The organism is Curtobacterium flaccumfaciens (assembly GCF_004361695.1).
Taxonomy (GTDB): Bacteria; Actinomycetota; Actinomycetes; order Actinomycetales; family Microbacteriaceae; genus Curtobacterium; species Curtobacterium flaccumfaciens_B.
The window spans coordinates 348,276-364,468 of the sequence record NZ_SNVW01000004.1; the positions used below are offsets into that span (position 1 = coordinate 348,276).

The 16,193-nt window shown below is 70.6% G+C and carries 12 protein-coding genes and 1 other RNA gene; 4 read left to right on the forward strand and 9 right to left on the reverse strand.

Annotated features, from left to right (window positions below):
* Positions 1-130 precede the first annotated feature (130 nt).
* Positions 131-1,345 (reverse strand): amidohydrolase family protein, encoded by a 1,215-nt coding sequence (locus EDF64_RS08460; protein ID WP_133519561.1) that lies wholly within the window; start codon positions 1,343-1,345, stop codon positions 131-133.
* A gap of 196 nt (positions 1,346-1,541) precedes the next feature.
* Between EDF64_RS08460 and EDF64_RS08465 the strand changes: the two genes are divergently transcribed.
* The gene (locus EDF64_RS08465) at positions 1,542-2,954 is read left to right on the forward strand and encodes an O-acetylhomoserine aminocarboxypropyltransferase/cysteine synthase family protein (protein WP_243736300.1); all 1,413 of its coding nucleotides are present in this window, start codon (positions 1,542-1,544) and stop codon (positions 2,952-2,954) included.
* A 2-nt stretch (positions 2,955-2,956) separates the two neighbouring features.
* On the forward strand, positions 2,957-4,264 hold the full coding sequence (locus tag EDF64_RS08470; protein ID WP_133519562.1) for an LLM class flavin-dependent oxidoreductase: 1,308 nt from the start codon (positions 2,957-2,959) through the stop codon (positions 4,262-4,264).
* Between the two features lie 39 nt (positions 4,265-4,303).
* Here the strand turns inward: EDF64_RS08470 and EDF64_RS08475 are convergent, their stop codons facing one another.
* From EDF64_RS08475 to prfB, 7 genes are all read right to left on the reverse strand, one after another.
* Positions 4,304-5,968, reverse strand: a complete 1,665-nt coding sequence (locus tag EDF64_RS08475) for an APC family permease (protein WP_208108864.1) — start codon at positions 5,966-5,968, stop codon at positions 4,304-4,306.
* Between the two features lie 127 nt (positions 5,969-6,095).
* Positions 6,096-6,887 (reverse strand): hypothetical protein, encoded by a 792-nt coding sequence (locus tag EDF64_RS18155; protein ID WP_166645655.1) that lies wholly within the window; start codon positions 6,885-6,887, stop codon positions 6,096-6,098.
* A gap of 154 nt (positions 6,888-7,041) precedes the next feature.
* Positions 7,042-7,419: a transfer-messenger RNA gene (gene ssrA / locus EDF64_RS08485) on the reverse strand.
* 103 nt (positions 7,420-7,522) lie between these two features.
* Positions 7,523-7,999: an SsrA-binding protein SmpB gene (gene smpB / locus EDF64_RS08490; protein WP_079236308.1), complete on the reverse strand. Its 477-nt coding sequence runs from the start codon at positions 7,997-7,999 to the stop codon at positions 7,523-7,525.
* A 137-nt stretch (positions 8,000-8,136) separates the two neighbouring features.
* Entirely contained in the window at positions 8,137-9,051 is a 915-nt protein-coding gene (ftsX, locus tag EDF64_RS08495; protein WP_133519563.1) for a permease-like cell division protein FtsX, read from the reverse strand.
* Positions 9,048-9,806, reverse strand: coding sequence for a cell division ATP-binding protein FtsE (gene ftsE / locus EDF64_RS08500; protein ID WP_071293327.1), 759 nt, complete (start codon positions 9,804-9,806; stop codon positions 9,048-9,050). The genes ftsX and ftsE overlap by 4 nt, the downstream gene beginning before the upstream one ends.
* A gap of 51 nt (positions 9,807-9,857) precedes the next feature.
* Complete coding sequence (prfB, locus tag EDF64_RS08505) at positions 9,858-10,967, reverse strand: peptide chain release factor 2 (RefSeq protein ID WP_133519564.1); 1,110 nt, start codon at positions 10,965-10,967, stop codon at positions 9,858-9,860.
* 77 nt (positions 10,968-11,044) lie between these two features.
* On the opposite strand from prfB, the gene EDF64_RS08510 reads away from it, so the two are divergent.
* On the forward strand, positions 11,045-12,586 hold the full coding sequence (locus tag EDF64_RS08510; RefSeq protein WP_133519565.1) for a glycosyltransferase family 39 protein: 1,542 nt from the start codon (positions 11,045-11,047) through the stop codon (positions 12,584-12,586).
* Positions 12,587-12,698: 112 nt separating this feature from the next.
* On the opposite strand, the gene EDF64_RS08515 is transcribed toward EDF64_RS08510, so the two are convergent.
* Positions 12,699-13,880, reverse strand: coding sequence for a cysteine desulfurase family protein (locus EDF64_RS08515; protein ID WP_133519566.1), 1,182 nt, complete (start codon positions 13,878-13,880; stop codon positions 12,699-12,701).
* 60 nt (positions 13,881-13,940) lie between these two features.
* On the opposite strand from EDF64_RS08515, the gene EDF64_RS08520 reads away from it, so the two are divergent.
* Positions 13,941-16,046, forward strand: coding sequence for a glycogen debranching protein (locus tag EDF64_RS08520; RefSeq protein WP_133519567.1), 2,106 nt, complete (start codon positions 13,941-13,943; stop codon positions 16,044-16,046).
* The last annotated feature ends 147 nt before the right edge of the window (positions 16,047-16,193 follow it).

A 16,193-nucleotide genomic window follows, 5' to 3' on the forward strand; every position in this document is an offset into this window, starting at 1 on the left:
GCCACGCGCCTCCAGGCCGTCGGTGCGCACCGTGGGACGTTCCGCGCGTCACTCCCAGGGGTGCTGCGGTCCGTGCCAGCGGTGCTGCGTCACTCCCAGGGGTGCTGCGGTCCGTGCCAGCGGTGCTGCGTCACTCCCAGGGGTGCTGCGCCAGCTCCGCTGGGTCGAAGACCCGGCCACCGGCGACGACGAGCGACCGCGGCACCCGCCGGACGAGGGCGTCCATCGGGTTCTCGGCGTCGACGAGCACGACGTCGGCGCGGGCTCCGGGGACGATGTCGTGCTCCTCGTCGGTCACGAACCGGGCGCCGTCGCGCGAGGCGATCTGCACCACCCGGGTGAGGTCCTCGTCGCGGACGACCCCGCCGGCACGCGCGTACTGCCACGCGATGCCGAGCAGGTCCCCGTCGCCGTAGGGGCTCCAGAGGTCGCGGATGCCGTCGGTGCCGAACCCGAAGCGGACCCCGGCCGCGTCGAACTCGTGCAGTGGCAGCTGCTTGAGCCGCACCGGCGCGACGGTCGTCATCGTGACGCCGAGCGATGCCATGCGGGCGAGCAGGTCACGGCGCCGGACGGGGTCGACGTCGACGATCGCGAAGCCGTGCGCGATGTTCACCTTCCCGGGCGCGATGCCGAGGCGCTCCACCCGGTCGAGGACCAGGTCGAACGAGAACGCACCGAGCTCGGCGGGCTCGTGCAGGTGCACGTCGATGCCGCAGCCGGTGTCAGCGGCGATCGCGAAGAGACCGTCGAGCTGCCCGACGGGGTCGCGGTCGATGAGGGACGGGTCGAGCCCGCCGATGTGGTCCGCACCGGCGAGCGCCGCCTGCCGCAGCAGGTCGAGGACACCGGGCCGACGGAGGACGCCGTCCTGCGGGAACGCGACGATCGACAGCTCGACCGCGTCGTCGAGTGCGGCGCCGGCGGCCCGGACGGCCTCGATCCCGCGGAGCCCGACCCCGAGGTCGACGTCCACGTGGGTGCGGACGCGCGTGGTGCCGGTGCGGAGGGACTCGCGGAGGACCCGGGTGGCGACGGCCTCGCCGGGGATGCCGAGCGCGTCGCGGCGGGCGCGCTCGTGGGCGATGCGTCCCTCGGTGCCGCCCTCGCCGCCGTAGGACTCCCACGGGTGGCCCCACCAGCTCTTGTCGACGTGCGCGTGCGTGTTCACGAGCCCGGGGAGCGCGAGCCGCCCGCGGCCGTCGACCACGGTCGCGGTGCCGTCGGGGACCGTGCCGGGAGCGGCGACGGCGGCGATGCGGGAGCCGGCGACGACGACGTCGGCCGGGTCCCCTCCCCACGGTCGCACGTCGCGGATGAGCAGGGTCGCGTCTTCGTCCACCATGCCTCCATGGTGGCAGAGCGCCGACCGAGGACGCGCCGCCGACCAGGGCCGATCGGCCCGGCTCGGCCGGCGCCCGATCGGCAGGACCCGATCCGCCGAACCCCGATCGGCCCGGCTCGTAACCGGACGCCGCAATCAGGAGCGGCGGGGGCGAAGCCTGCGAGAGTACCGGGACGACGACGGCAGGAGGTGTCCCATGGCGGACGAGCACGGTTTCGCGACCGAACAGGTGCACGGCGGGTTCGAGCCCGACGCGGGCCACGGCGCGAGGGTCCCCGCGATCCACATGTCGTCGGGCTTCCTGTTCGAGGACTTCGACCAGGCGCGCGACCGCTTCGCCGGCACCGACGACGGCTACACGTACACGCGCCTCGGCAACCCGACGAACGCCGACGTGGAACGCCGGGTGGCCCTGCTCGAGCGTGGTGTCGAGTCGATCCTGGTCGGCAGCGGCCAGGCGGCGGCGACGATCGCGTTCCTCGGTGTCCTGCAGGCCGGCGACCACGTGGTGAGTGCGCGGAGCATCTACGAGGGCACGCGCGGCCTGCTCGTGCAGAACCTCGGCCGGCTCGGCATCGAGGTCGACTTCGTCGCCGACCAGCGCGACCTCGACGAGTGGGCGCGCCTGGTCCGTCCGAACACGAAGGCGTTCTTCGCCGAGACGATCCCGAACCCGAAGAACGACGTCCTCGACATCACCGGTGTGGCCGACACCGCGCACCGTGCGGGGGTCCCCCTCATCGTCGACAACACGCTGGCGACGCCGTACCTCGTCCGGCCGGTCGAGCACGGTGCCGACATGGTCGTGCACTCGGCGTCGAAGTTCCTCTCCGGGCACGGTGCGGGCCTCGGCGGCGTGGTCGTCGACGGCGGCACCTTCGACTGGTCCGCCTCCCCCGAGCGTTGGACCCACCTCACCAGCCCGGAGCGTTCCCTCGGCGGGCAGAGCTACGTCGAGCGCTACGGCAACCGGGCGTACATCGTGTTCGCGCGCGACGTCGTCGCCTCGCGCATCGGCCCCACCCCGTCGCCGTTCAACGCCTTCCTGCTCCGCCAGGGCATCGAGACGCTCAGCCTGCGGGTGGAACGCCACAGCGCGAACGCGCTGGCCGTCGCGGAGTTCCTGGACCAGCAGCCGGACGTGACGAGCGTCGACCACGCGGGTCTCGCCTCCAGTCCGTACCACGACCTCGCCCAGCGCTACCTGCCGCGCGGTGCCGGGTCCGTCTTCGCGTTCACGCTGGCGGGCGGCGAAGCCGCCGCGCGCACCTTCATCGACACGGTCCAGCTCTTCAGCCGGATGACCCACCTGGGCGACGTCCGGTCGCTCATCCTGCACCCCGCCACGACGACGCACGCCGGCCGCACCGCCCAGGAGCGCGCCGAACAGGGCATCGACGACGGCCTCATCCGGCTGTCGGTCGGCATCGAGGACGTCGCGGACCTCGTCCGCGACCTGGAGCGCGGGTTCGCCGCGGTGCGCGGTGCCGCCGGCGCCGGCGGTCGTGCAGACGGATCCGGCCTGGAGGCGCGGGTCGACCCCGCCACGGAACGCGCGTCCCTGACGCACGCCGTCCCGCAGGACCACGTCATCGCCGAGGAACTCTGACGATGGCCGGACTGCAGCACTTCGGGTACTTCTTCTCGCGTGGGTTCGGCCCGCAGGCGTGGGGCCGTGCGGACTGGGACTGGGGGCACGACTGGACGAAGCCGGACCTGTACCAGCAGTCCGTCCGGGCACTCGAACAGGCCGGGATGGACCTGGTCATCGCCGAGGACGCGATCTCGCTCGGCAACCCGTCGACCCTCGACCTGCGGATCCGGCAGGCGTACGGCGGGCCGAAGCACGACCCGCTGCTCCTCGCCCCGTACCTGTTCGCGGCGACGTCGCACATCGGCATCGCGCCCACCGTGAACGCGGGCATCACGCCGCCGTACCTCGCGGCCCGGCAGTTCGCCACGCTGGCGCACCTGTCGGGGTCGCGCCTCGGCATCAACGTCGTGACCGACACCGGCAGCGCACGGCACGCCGGCCTCGAGCCGCTGCCGCACGACCAGGCCTACGACCGCGCCGAGGAGTGGATCACCCTGCTCCGTCGACTGTGGGGCTCGTGGGGGCCCGACGGGTTCGTCGGCTCGCGTGACGACTGGCACTTCGCGAACGGTGACGCGCTCGAGGCCTTCCACCACGAGGGCACGTACTTCACCGCGGACGGACCGCTCAACGCGCTGCCGATGGACGCCGATCCGATCGTCGTCTCCCCCGGCGGCTCGGGGCGGGGGCTCGGCTTCGCGGGGACGCACTCGGACGTGCAGCTCGCCCTCGCGCCGCTGTCCGCAGCCGCCGTGCGCGACTACCGCGCTCGCGTGGTCGACGCCGCCGCTGCGGCCGGGCGGACCGCAGCGGACCTCCGGATCCTGTTCGTCCTGAAGCCCGAGATCGTGTCGTCGCCGGCCGAGGCCGACCGGATCGTCGACGCGTCCCGGCACCCGTCCGACGACGACCTCCGCACCGCGGCGATCGCGTGGTCGAGCGACTCCGAGACCGACCTGCTCGCGCTCGACCTCGACGCGCCGATCCCGGCTGGCACGTTCGGCGACCACGTCTCGGCGGGCACGATCCGCGGGCTGGTCGGCGACACCCCGGACGCCCCGCTGCGCGCGCTCTTGGAGCGCAAGGCCCGCAAGGGGCGGGTGTCCTCCCGAGAGGGGTTCGTCGGGACCGCCGACGAGTTCGCGGACTTCATCGAGGAGCTCGGCACGGACGCCGACAACGACGGCATCATCTTCTCCGGCGACCTGCACCCCGCGCAGGTGTACCGGATGTTCGGGGACCTCGTGCCGGTGCTCCGGCGCCGTGGGCTCCTCCGTCGGGAGTACGGCGCCGGAGGCATCCGGGCGAACCTGTTCGACTTCTAGTGGTGGACCGGTTCGACTCGTGGTGGACCGGTTCGACTCCTAGTGGTGGACCGGTTCGACCACTCCTGATTCCTCCACGTCGCGGACGTCCTCGGCGGTGCGCAGGATCTCCTCGCGCGGGGACGCCGAGTTGATCGCCCAGTAGTAGATCACCAGCGAGAACACCGCAACGACGACGATGTCGATCCACAGCGGGAACACCGGGTGCGTCAGCGGCCCGAAGTCACTGAGGAACACGATGAGGCCCATGCCGATCAGGTAGGGCAGCAGCCACTGGGCCGCCTTCCAGTCCCAGCGCGGCTGCACACTCGTCCGGCCGCGGAACACGTTGTTCAGGACGATCACGACGGCGCCGATGAGGATCGCGACGCCGAGCTTCCAGTCGGTGTCCCACCCGGTCCAGAGGATGATGAGGTTCGCGACGATGAACGCGATCGGGGACAGGACGGTCGCGGCGGGCATCCGGTACGGACGCTCGATCTCGGGGATGCGCTTCCGGAACGCGCCGAGTGCCAGCGGTGCCCCCGCGTACATGAGGACCGACGCGCTCGTGATGAGGCTCACCAGCCCCTGCCACGACGGGAACGGGGCGAAGCACGCGCAGCCGACGACGAACGCCGTGATGAGGCCGACCCACGGCACGCCCTGCTTGGTCGTCCACTCGAACGCCTTCGGGAAGTAGCCGTTCCGGCTGAGCCCGTAGGAGATGCGCGACGTCGCCGTCACGTAGATCAGGCCGGTGCCCCCGGGCGAGATGATCGCGTCGATGAAGATGATCACCGCCAGCCAGGTGAGGCCGGCCGCCATCGCGATGTCCGCGAACGGTCCCGTGTACTTCGTGAAGTCGGCCGTCGCCCACGAGCCCTGGATCGCGTCGGAGCGCAGCACGCCGAGGAAGACGATCTGCAGCAGCAGGTAGATCACGAGGCCGATGACGACCGAGCCGATCACCGCACGCGGGATGTCGCGCTTCGGGTTCTTCGCCTCGCCCGCGAGCTGGTCCGCCTGCTCGAACCCGAGGAAGGCGAAGATGATGCCCGACGTCGACACGGCCGCGAGGATGCCCTTCGCGCCCTGCGGCATGAAGCCGTCGGCGGCGGTGAAGTTCGAGCCGTGGAAGCCGCTGAACGCCAGCACGATGATGACCAGCAGGGGGATGGCGACCTTCCACCACGTCGCCGCCGAGTTCGTGTTCGCGAGGACCTTGACGCTCAGCAGGTTGATCACCGTGACCACCGCCATGAGCAGCACGGCGACCGCGATGCCGGCGCCGGTGAGGAGCTGCTGCGTCTCGCCGTCGACCGTCGTGGTGTGCAGCCACGGGTGCGCGAACTGCCAGTGCTGCGCGTACTTGATCATCGCCTCGACCTCGATCGGGGCGACCGTGACCGACTGCAGCCACGAGAACCAGCCGAACGAGGCCCCGGCGATCCCGCCGAAGGCGATGTGGGGGAACCGCGCCGTGCCGCCCGCGATCGGGAACATGCCGCCGAGCTCGGCGTGCACGAGTGCGAGGACGAGGATCGCCACGCCACCGATGAGCCACGAGATGATCGCGGCGGGTCCGGCGGTCTTCAGGGCCTCCTGCGACCCGAAGAGCCAGCCGGAGCCGATGATCGACCCCGTCGAGGCCCAGATGAGCCCGATGAAGCCGACGTTGCGCTTGAGGCCGGAGTCCGGCAGCGCCTGTGTCGTTGTAGCCACTGTTGCTCCTGTCGAGTGAGCGCGGCCCCGCGAACAGGAACCGCGCTCATCGACTCTGGCACCGTGTCAGCCGATTGGCCGGATTGTTTAACACGATGGAAACAATGGTGCTGTACAAGCACTCAGCCTACTTCTTGGAGGACTTGCCCTTCTTGGCGTCCTGCTTCTTGGACGCCTTCTTCTTGGCGTCCTTCTTCTTCGCGTCCTTCTTGGCGTCCTTCTTCTTGGACTCCTTCTTCTCGGACTCCTTCTTCTTGGACGACGACTTCTGCTTGCGCGGCTGCTCCGTGTCGTCCGCGTCGGCGTCATCAGGCAGCGACAGCCCGTCGACGGGTTCGACCACGACCGCACTGCCGGTGTCCTCGAGCACGTCGACCGGCTGCTCCTCGACCACCGGAGCGAGGGCGTCGTCCACTCGCTCGACGACGAGCTCCGCCCCGTCCTCAGCCAGTCGGAGCAGCGCCTGGGCCGCGCGGAGCCGGGTCGTGGACCTCCGGGCGAGCACATCGGCACGCGCACCCTCGAGGAACGCTCGGAGCGCCCGCTCGACGACGGAACGACCACGGGGCGCGGAGCGGTCGAGCCGGTCCAGCTCGCCGGCGATCCCGGACACGTCGTCCTCGACGTGCTCGTGGCGGACGGACTCGATCAGCGCCGCGACCGCTGCACCGGCACGCTCGACCGCAGCGCTCCGCTGGTCGAGCACGACGAGCATCTCGAACGTCGACCCGTACGAGAGCGTCTCGAGGCGGACCGGTTCGGCACCGCGCCCACGGACGACCAACCGGGCGTCGGGCGTCGGCAGCCAGGCGATCACCGCGGCGACCGTGGCGACGGACCCCACGATCCGCTCGTACTCAGCGAGCCCCACTCGCTCCTGCTCGCGCAGACGGACACGGATCGCGATCTCCTGCACCACGTGCGGACCTCTCGTTTCGCCGATCGGCGCGAGCGAGTTCCCGCGCCTGACCCGGAGCGTAGTCCCCCGACGTGACACGACGACGAACGCCCCGCCTTCGTCCGGAGGACGATGACGGGGCGTTCAGTGTGACAGCGGCTCGACGACCGGCGAATGGTGGAGATGGGGGGAATCGAACCCCCGTCCATCGCTGCAATTCGACGTCTTCTACGGGCGTATCCGGATAGTTCGTTCTGCTCGGCCCCGTCCTTTGCTACCGGCTTCTAGGACGACGGGCCCAGTCTCAGTGCAAGTCCCGCACGGCCCTGAGGCGCAACCGTGCAGCAAGTCCTCTGGATGACGCCGGAACTCAGGTTAGAAGACGATCACCTGGCCGACGGACTTCATGTGCTGGGCTGCTTACGCAGCGAGAGCGAAGTCAGTGCGCTTGGAATTGGCACTTGTTGTTTTCCACGGATCGTTGACGAGATGACCGTGGGTCCTCGGCCCGCTTCCCGTCGGCACACAGGCAATGTCGAAACCGATCATCCCCATGCGGGCCGGACGTGCGAGCCGCTGTCACACTGTTGAGTTTCCAATACGCCCCCGGAGGAGCAGTCCCTCAGTCTAGTCGACCAAGGCGGGACACGCCAGGCTCACTCGCCGACGCGGTTCCGCGTGCGCATCGCCCGTTCGGCCTCGCGCTTGTCGGTCTTCTCCCGCAGGGCCTGGCGCTTGTCGAACTCGCGCTTGCCCTTCGCGATCGCGATCTCGACCTTGGCCCGACCGTCGTGGAAGTAGATCTGCAGCGGCACGAGCGTGTACCCGCCCTGCGCCGTCTTGTGCGAGATCTTCACGATCTGCTGCTTGTGGAGGAGCAGCTTCCGCTTCCGCCGCGGTGCGTGGTTGTTCCACGTCCCCTCGGTGTACTCGGGGATGTGCACCGCGTCGAGCCAGGCTTCGCCACCGTCGATGAAGGCGTACCCGTCGACGAGGGACGCTCGCCCCTCGCGGAGCGACTTCACCTCGGTGCCGGACAGGACCATGCCGGCCTCGTACGTGTCCTCGATCAGGTAGTCGTGACGCGCACGACGGTTCGTCGCCACGATCTTCTCGCCGCGTTCCTTCGCCATGCGTGTCTCCTCTCGCTGCCCGGTGCTGGTCGACCGGCGGTGTTGCCAGCCCTACAGACTACTCAACCGACGAGGGGCGGCGCACCTTCCCGGCGCGCCGCCCCTCGTGCACGAGTGCGTACCGGACACCGTCCGGGTCAGACCTTGAGGTAGCGACGGATCGCGATGAGCGCCGAGAGCGCCGCGAGGACGACCCCGATGACGATCACCGCCGGCACCACGATGGCAGCGTCACCCATGCCGATGAACGCCGTCCCGGAGAACCGCTGCGACAGGTAGTTCCGGACGAAGAACCAGACCACCGCCACGATCGCGCCACCCGCGAGGACCGCCCCGATGGCCGCGGCGATCACCCCCTCGAGCACGAACGGTGTCTGGATGAACCGGTTCGACGCCCCGACGAGTCGCATGATGCCGAGCTCTCGCCGTCGACTGAAGGCGGACAACCTGATGGTCGTGGCGATGAGGAGCACCGCCGCGATGAGCATCAGCGAGGCGATGCCGATCGCCGTGTACGACGACGCGTTGAGCAGGTTGAAGATCGGTTGCAGGTAGCCGCGTTGGTCCACCACGCTCTGCACGCCGGCGACCTTCGACAGGCTCTCCACCAGGACGTCGGCCTGCGACGGGTTCTTCAGGTTGACCCAGAAGGTCTCGTTCAGGTACTCGGGCTTCACGAACTCGGTCGCGGGCGAGTCCTTGAACTGCTGCTTGAAGCGGTCGTACGCCTGGTCCTGGTCCTCGTAGTACGTCTTCTCGATGTACGGCTTGAGGGTCGACGAGTCGAGCTGCTGCTGCACCTGCTGGCGCTGGTCGTCCGTCGCCTTCGCGCCGGTGCAGTTGCCCGTGGTGTCGGTGTCAGTGCAGAGGTAGACGGCGACCTGCGCCCGGTCGTACCAGTACCCCTTCATCTGGTTGATCTGCATCTGGAGCAGGATCGCGGTGCCCACGAAGGTGAGCGAGATGAAGGTCACGAGGACGACGGACACGACCATCGACGCGTTGCGGCGCAGGCCCGAGCCGACCTCGGACATGACGAGCCCGAGCCTCATCGGATGATCCCCGGGATGGTCTGGATGCCGGTGGTGTTCGAGACGCCCGAGCCGCGCTGGATCGGGACCGCCTGGGTCTGGTAGCCGCCGGACTGCTCGTCGCGGAGGATCGTGCCGTTCGACAGCTCGATGACGCGACGCTGCATCTGGTTCACGATGCTGGCGTCGTGGGTCGCCATGAGCACGGTGGTGCCTCCCTGGTTGATGCGTTCGAGGAGCGCCATGATGCCAGCCGAGGTCGTCGGGTCGAGGTTGCCTGTGGGCTCGTCGGCGAGGAGGATCGCCGGCTTGTTCACGACCGCACGGGCGATCGCGACACGCTGCTGCTCACCACCGGAGAGCTCGTGCGGCATGCGGGTCGCCTTGCCGGCGAGGCCCACGAGCTTCAGCACGTCGGTGACGGCCTCGCTGATGAAGCCCTTGCTCTTGCCGATCACCTGCAGCGAGAACGCGACGTTGTCGAAGACGTTCTTGTTCGGCAGGAGCCGGAAGTCCTGGAAGACCACGCCGAGGTTCCGGCGGAAGTACGGGACCTTGCGCGAGGACAGGGAACCGAGGCGCTGTCCGAGCACGTGGATCTGCCCGCGCGACGGCTTCTCCTCCTTCAGCACGAGGCGGAGGAAGCTGGACTTGCCGGACCCGGATGCACCCACGAGGAAGACGAACTCCCCCTTGAGGATCTCGAGGGAGATGGCGTCGAGGGCGGGACTCGGGTTGCCCGAGTACACCTTGGTGACCTGGTCGAATTTGATCATGACCGGATCAGGGTAGGTCGCCCGCCCTCGAAGTCAACCGAGGCGCGCGGCTCAGGACTCGACCGACTGCTTCCGCCACCGGATGCCCGCGTTGATGAAGCCGTCCAGGTCGCCGTCGAACACGGCTGAGGGGTTGTTCACCTCGTGCTCGCTCCGGAGGTCCTTCACCATCTGGTACGGCGCCAGGACGTAGGAACGGATCTGGTCGCCCCAGCTCGCCGTGATGTTGCCGGCGAGTTCCTTCTTCTTCGCGTTCTCCTCTTCCTTCTTCAGGAGCAGGAGGCGCGACTGCAGCACGCGCATGGCCGCGGCGCGGTTCTGGATCTGCGACTTCTCGTTCTGCATCGAGACGACGGTGCCGGTCGGGAGGTGGGTCAGGCGGACCGCGGAGTCCGTCGTGTTGACCGACTGGCCGCCGGGGCCGGACGAGCGGAACACGTCGACGCGGATGTCGTTCTCGGGGATGTCGATGACGGCGGTCTCCGGCATGAGCGGGATGACCTCGACCGCGGCGAACGACGTCTGGCGCTTGCCGGCGGCGCCGAACGGCGACATCCGGACGAGGCGGTGCGTGCCGGCCTCGACCGACAGGGTGCCGAAGGCGTGCGGGGCGTCGACCTCGAAGGTCGCGGACTTGATGCCCGCTTCTTCGGCGTAGGAGGTGTCCATCACGGTGGTCTTGTAGCCGTGCTGCTCGGCGTACCGGAGGTACATGCGCATGAGCATCTCGGCGAAGTCGGCGGCGTCCACACCACCGGCGCCCGCGCGGATCGTGATCACGGCGGGGCGGTCGTCGTACTCGCCGTCGAGGAGCGTCTGCACCTCGAGGTCGCCCATCGTCTTCTGGATCGCCTTGAGCTCCGCGACGGCCTCGTCGGCGGAGTCCTGGTCCTCGGCCTCGTTCGCCATCTCGACCAGCACCTCGAGGTCGTCGATGCGCTGCTCCGTGTCGGTGATCTTCTTGAGTTCCGACTGCCGGTGCGAGAGCGCGCTCGTCACCTGCTGCGCGTGCTCGACGTCGTCCCAGAGGTCCTGGGCACCGGCCTGCTCGCTGAGTTCGGCGATCTCGCGCTGCAGGCGGTCGACGTCGACCACCGAGCGGATGTTCCCGAAGGTCTCGCGAAGGGCGGAGATCTGCTCGTTGAAGTCCAGTTCGACCATGGTCACCGATCCTACCGGCGCGACCGACCGGTCGCCGTCCTCCCCGCCGCGCCCACCGGGTACGGCAGGATGACTGCATGCGCTCCGACCCGTACCCCGTCGTCAGCCGGGTCGAACGGATCGCGATCATCGCGGTGACGTGCGCGTTCGCACTCGTGCTGGTGGTGTGGGCGTTCCTGACCCCCGCGTTCGACGCACCGGACGAGTGGCTGCACTTCGACGCGGTCCTGCAGGTCGCCCTCGGGGGCGGATGGCCGCCGCCGCTCCAGATGCACCTCCTCAACGCGAGCGTGCAGATGCACGCAGAGGCCGCGGACCTGGTCTCCTCGGCGCGTTCGTCCGTCGGCGCGTTGCTCGTGGCGCACCCGGGTACGGACGGAGCCCTCACCAACCAGATGTCGCAGCACCCGCCCACCTGGTACTTCATCGCCGCAGGCCTCCTGCGCCTCCTGCACGTTCAGGACCTGCAGTGGAACGACGCACTGCTCGCGGTCCGGCTCCTGAACGCGGTCGTCTTCGCCACGATGCCCGCGCTGGTCTGGGCCGCGGTCCGTCGGCTGACGCGCTCCCCCCGGGCAGCGGTCGTCGCAGCGAGCGTGCTCCTGCTCGTCCCGCAGGCGGCGTACAACGGAGCGACCGCGAACAACGACCCACCGGTCGTGGTCCTCGGGGCGGTCGTCACCTGGCTCGTCTGCCGGGTCCTCACGGGTGATCGACGGGTCCGCACGCTGTCGATGCTGGTCCTGGCGGCCGCGGCCGCGATCGCGTTCAAGGCCACGGCGTTCCCGGTCGTGCCGTTCGCCGCCATCGCGCTCGTCGTGTCGGTGCGCGGACGGTGGCGCTGGCCGTGGGCGGCACTGGCCGTCGTGGTCCCGGTGCTGCTGACCTCGTGGTGGTGGGTGCGGAACCTGATCGTCTACCACACGCTGCAGCCCGCGGGCCTGCCACGGTCGACCGTCGAGGCGGTGTGGCCCGTGGGGAGCGGTCCGGACCTCGGTGGCTTCGCGAACACGTTCTGGACCCGGGTCACGAACTCCTTCTGGGGCAACTACGGCGACCTGGCCTACCCGTCGAGCCCCCTCGTGATCGCCACCCTGACCGTGGTCTGCCTCGCCGTCGTCCTCGTCTGGGGCCTCCGCCGGACGGACCGGTCCGCGTGGGTGCTCGTGACGCTCCCGCTCATCACGCTCGTCGCAGGGTTGCAGAACAACTGGACGACGTACGTCCGGACGACCGAACCGGCCGGGATCCAGGGCCGGTACTACTTCGTCGCCCTCGCGGCGCTCGTCTGCCTCAGCGCCCTCGCCTGGCGTCGGTTCGTGCCGCTCGACGGTCGTGCGCGGGTGAGCACGGCGCTCGTCATCACGTCGGCGGCGATGGCCGTCTACGGGTTCTCGGTCGCGTACCAGGGGTTCTACGAGGAGAAGCGGTTCACCGTCACCGTCGCGGGCCTGCGCGATCTCGCCGGGCAGGTCCCGGGGGGCGCGCCGGTCATCGGGACGCTCGCCGTCGTGGCGGCGGCGGGTCTCGTCGCCGCGGTGCTCCTGGTCGTGCGGCTGGTGACGCGGAACCCGGGGAACGTCCTGCCCGACAGCGCGACCGACGGTCGATCCCTGTAGGACGCCACGCCCACGCCCACGGACGACGCGAGCGCGCCCCGGTCACGGACGACCCGAGCCCTCCGCGGCCACGGACGACCCGAGCCCTCCGCGGCCACGGACGACGCCGCGGCTACCGCCCCAGCAGCGGCTCCCGCGACGCCATCCCCGCAGCACCGGCCCGCGCGACGGCATCGGGCAGCGCCGCCAGGAACGCGTCGACGTCGGCATCGGTGGTGGTGTGCCCGAGCGTGATCCGGAGCGCGCCACGGGCGTCCTGCTCGGACAGCCCCATCGCGAGCAGCACGTGCGACGCCTCGGGCACGCCGGCCTGGCACGCCGAACCGGTCGACACCGCGACCCCCGCAGCGTCGAGCAGGAACAGGAGCGAGTCTCCCTCGCACCCCGGGAACGTGAAGTGCGCGTTGCCCGGCAACCGGTCGACGGGGTCCCCCATCAAGACCGCGGACGGCACGGCCGCGCGCACCCCGGCGACGAGCCGGTCACGCAGGGCGACGAGCGACGGGTGCGGCATCGGTTCGGCGACGGCCGCGCCGGCCGCGACGCCGAACGCCGTGGCCGCCGGGGCGTCCTGCGTCCCGCTCCGGACCTGCCGCTGCTGCCCACCGCCGTGGATGAGGGGCTCGACGGTGGCCTTCCGGCCGAGCACCAGCGCGCCGATGCCCACCGGCCCGCCGATCTTGTGCGCCGAGACGCTGAGCGCGTCGAGGCCGGACGCGGCGAACGACACCGGGACCTGCCCGTACGCGGCGACCGCGTCACTGTGCACGGGCACGCCGGCGTCGTGCGCGAGCTCGACGATCCGCGCCACGGGCTGGATGGTGCCCACCTCGTTGTTCGCCCACAGGAACGTGACCAGGGCGACGTCCGAGGCGTCGGTGAGTCGCGCCTCCAGGCCGGCGAGGTCGACGCGACCCTGCGCGTCCAACGGGACCACGTCGACGACGGCGCCCTCGTGGCGCTCGAGCCACTCGACCGTGTCGACGGTCGCGTGGTGCTCGCCACCCGGGACGACGATGCGTGGACGCGCGCGGTCCTGCTGCCGCGCCCAGAACAGGCCCTTCACCGCGAGGTTGATGCTCTCGGTGCCACCGGAGGTGAAGACCACCTCGACGGGGTCGGCGTCGATCGACCGGGCGACTGCGGCGCGGCCGTCCTCGAGCAGCATCTTCGCCTGCTGCCCCGCGCTGTGGATCGACGACGGGTTGCCGACGGTGCCGAGCGCAGCCGTGAACGCGGCGAGCGCCTCCGGCAGGATCGGCGTCGTCGCGGCGTGGTCGAGGTAGACCGTCAAGCTGCACCCTCCCGAACGAGCGATTCCAGGATACCCGCGGGTCCTCGTACCCTGGTCCTCATGCGCGAGACGGTTGTGGACGAGGTCCCGGGGTTCCACCTGGGCGCCGGTGAGCCGCGGTTCTCGGTGCGGTCGGCGTCGGCGACCTCGGTGACCGTGGTGGTGGACGGGCGCGGATCCTTCCCGCTGACCAGGACGGGCGACACCTGGGCGGCTGACGTTCCGGGGGTCGAACCCGGCGACACGTACCACCTGCTCGTCGACGGGCCGACCGGGCCGCGGCACGAGTTCGACGCCACCCGGCCGCTGCTCGACCCGGCCGCGCGCGGGATCGCGCGCGCCGCGACGGGCGCAGGAACGACCGGCACGGAAGCAACGAGCGCAGCAGGGACGGGCCCGGCGCGCCCGCCCGCCCACTGGACGAGCGTCGTCGTCGACGAGTCCTTCGACTGGGGCGGCGTGGTCAAGCCGCGCACCCCGCTCGACCGGACCCTCGTCTACGAGGCGAACGTGCGCACCCTCACCGCCGCGAACCCGCACCTGCCCGAGGACCTGCGCGGCACGTACGCCGGGATCGCGCACGAGAGCACCATCGCGCACCTCCACCGCCTCGGCGTGACGACGCTCGAGCTCCTGCCCGTGCACGCCTTCGACACCGAGCACTGGCTGCAGGACGCCGGCCGCGAGAACGCCTGGGGCTACAACACCCTCGGGTTCTTCGCCCCGCACGCGGCCCACGCCTCCGCCGGCGCCCGAGCGGCCGGGGCCTCGGCGGTCCTCCGCGAGTTCAAGGGCATGGTCCGGCTGCTGCACGAGGCCGGCATCCAGGTCGTCCTCGACGTCGTATACAACCACACCGCCGAAGAGGGCCTGGGCGGCCCGACCTCGTCGCTCCGCGGCATCGACGGGGCGAACCGGTACCGGTGGGCGCCGGCCGGTGACGACCCCGACGCCGCCTCGTACTTCGACACCACCGGCTGCGGGAACACCCTCGACACCTCGGACGGGGCCACGGCGGACCTCATCGTCGACAGCCTGGCCTACTGGGCGCGCGAGGTGCAGGTCGACGGGTTCCGCTTCGACCTGATGGCCGCGCTCGCGCGCGACGCCCACCACGTCTTCGACCCGCAGCACCCGCTCCTCGACCGGATCCGGAACCACCCCGACCTGCAGGACACGCTCGTCATCGCCGAACCGTGGGACGTCGGGCCCGACGGCTGGAAGACCGGCTCGTTCGGCGCCGCGGGGGAACGGACGAGCGAGTGGAACGACGGCTTCCGCAACACCGTGCGGCAGTTCTGGCTCACCGACATCGCCGAGGAACGCCGCAACGGCACCCCCGCGACCGGCATCGGCGCGCTCGCCGGCGCCCTCACCGGGTCGCGGCACCTGTTCGGCACCGCCCGCGGTCCGCTCGCCGGCATCAACTTCGTCACCGCGCACGACGGGTTCACGCTGCTCGACCTGGTCGCCCACGACCACAAGCACAACGAGGCGAACGGCGAGGAGAACCGCGACGGCTCGAACGACAACCGGTCGTTCAACCACGGGATCGAGGGTGACACCGCCGACCGTGGCGTCCGCGCCGCCCGCGGCCGCTCGATGCGGAACCTGCTCGGCACGCTGCTGCTCTCCGCCGGGGTGCCGATGCTCACCGCGGGCGACGAGCGGAGCCGCACGCAGCACGGCAACAACAACGCGTACGTGGTGTCCGAGGACCTCACGCCGGTGGACTGGTCGGACGACGAGGACGCCGACGCCATGACCGAGGTGGTCGCCGCCCTCGTCCGGCTGCGGGCCGCGCACCCCGCGCTCCGTCCGACGCGCTTCGGCGTCGAGGGGCAGGAGACGCCAGGGGCGTCCCGGATGTCCTGGTACGGGCCGGACGGGCACCCGATGACGCTCGAGGGCTGGGACCAGCCGATCCACCGGGCGCTGCAGTACTTCGTCGAGTCGACGCCGGAGCACGAGCCGTACGACCGTGTCCTCATCGTCGTGCACGGCAGCGGTCGCACGCGCGACCTCACCCTGCCCGTTCGCGAGGACGTCGTCGGCTACCGGCTGGTCTGGTCGAGTGAGAAGCACCGTGACCACGAGCGGCTCCGTCCCGCCGGGCAGGTGTTCACGGCCTACGGGCCGGGGATCCACGTCTTCGAGATCGCGTAAGACGGCTCGCGTCCGCCTCGCCGCACCACCGGGCCTGGAGGTGCGTGGCCGGGTCCGCAACGTGCTTCCGGGCCGTCCCTCCACAGCTCCACGGCACGCCCGGCCCTCCACAGAGGGCGGATTCCGGGGAACGTGGAGGCGCTCGCC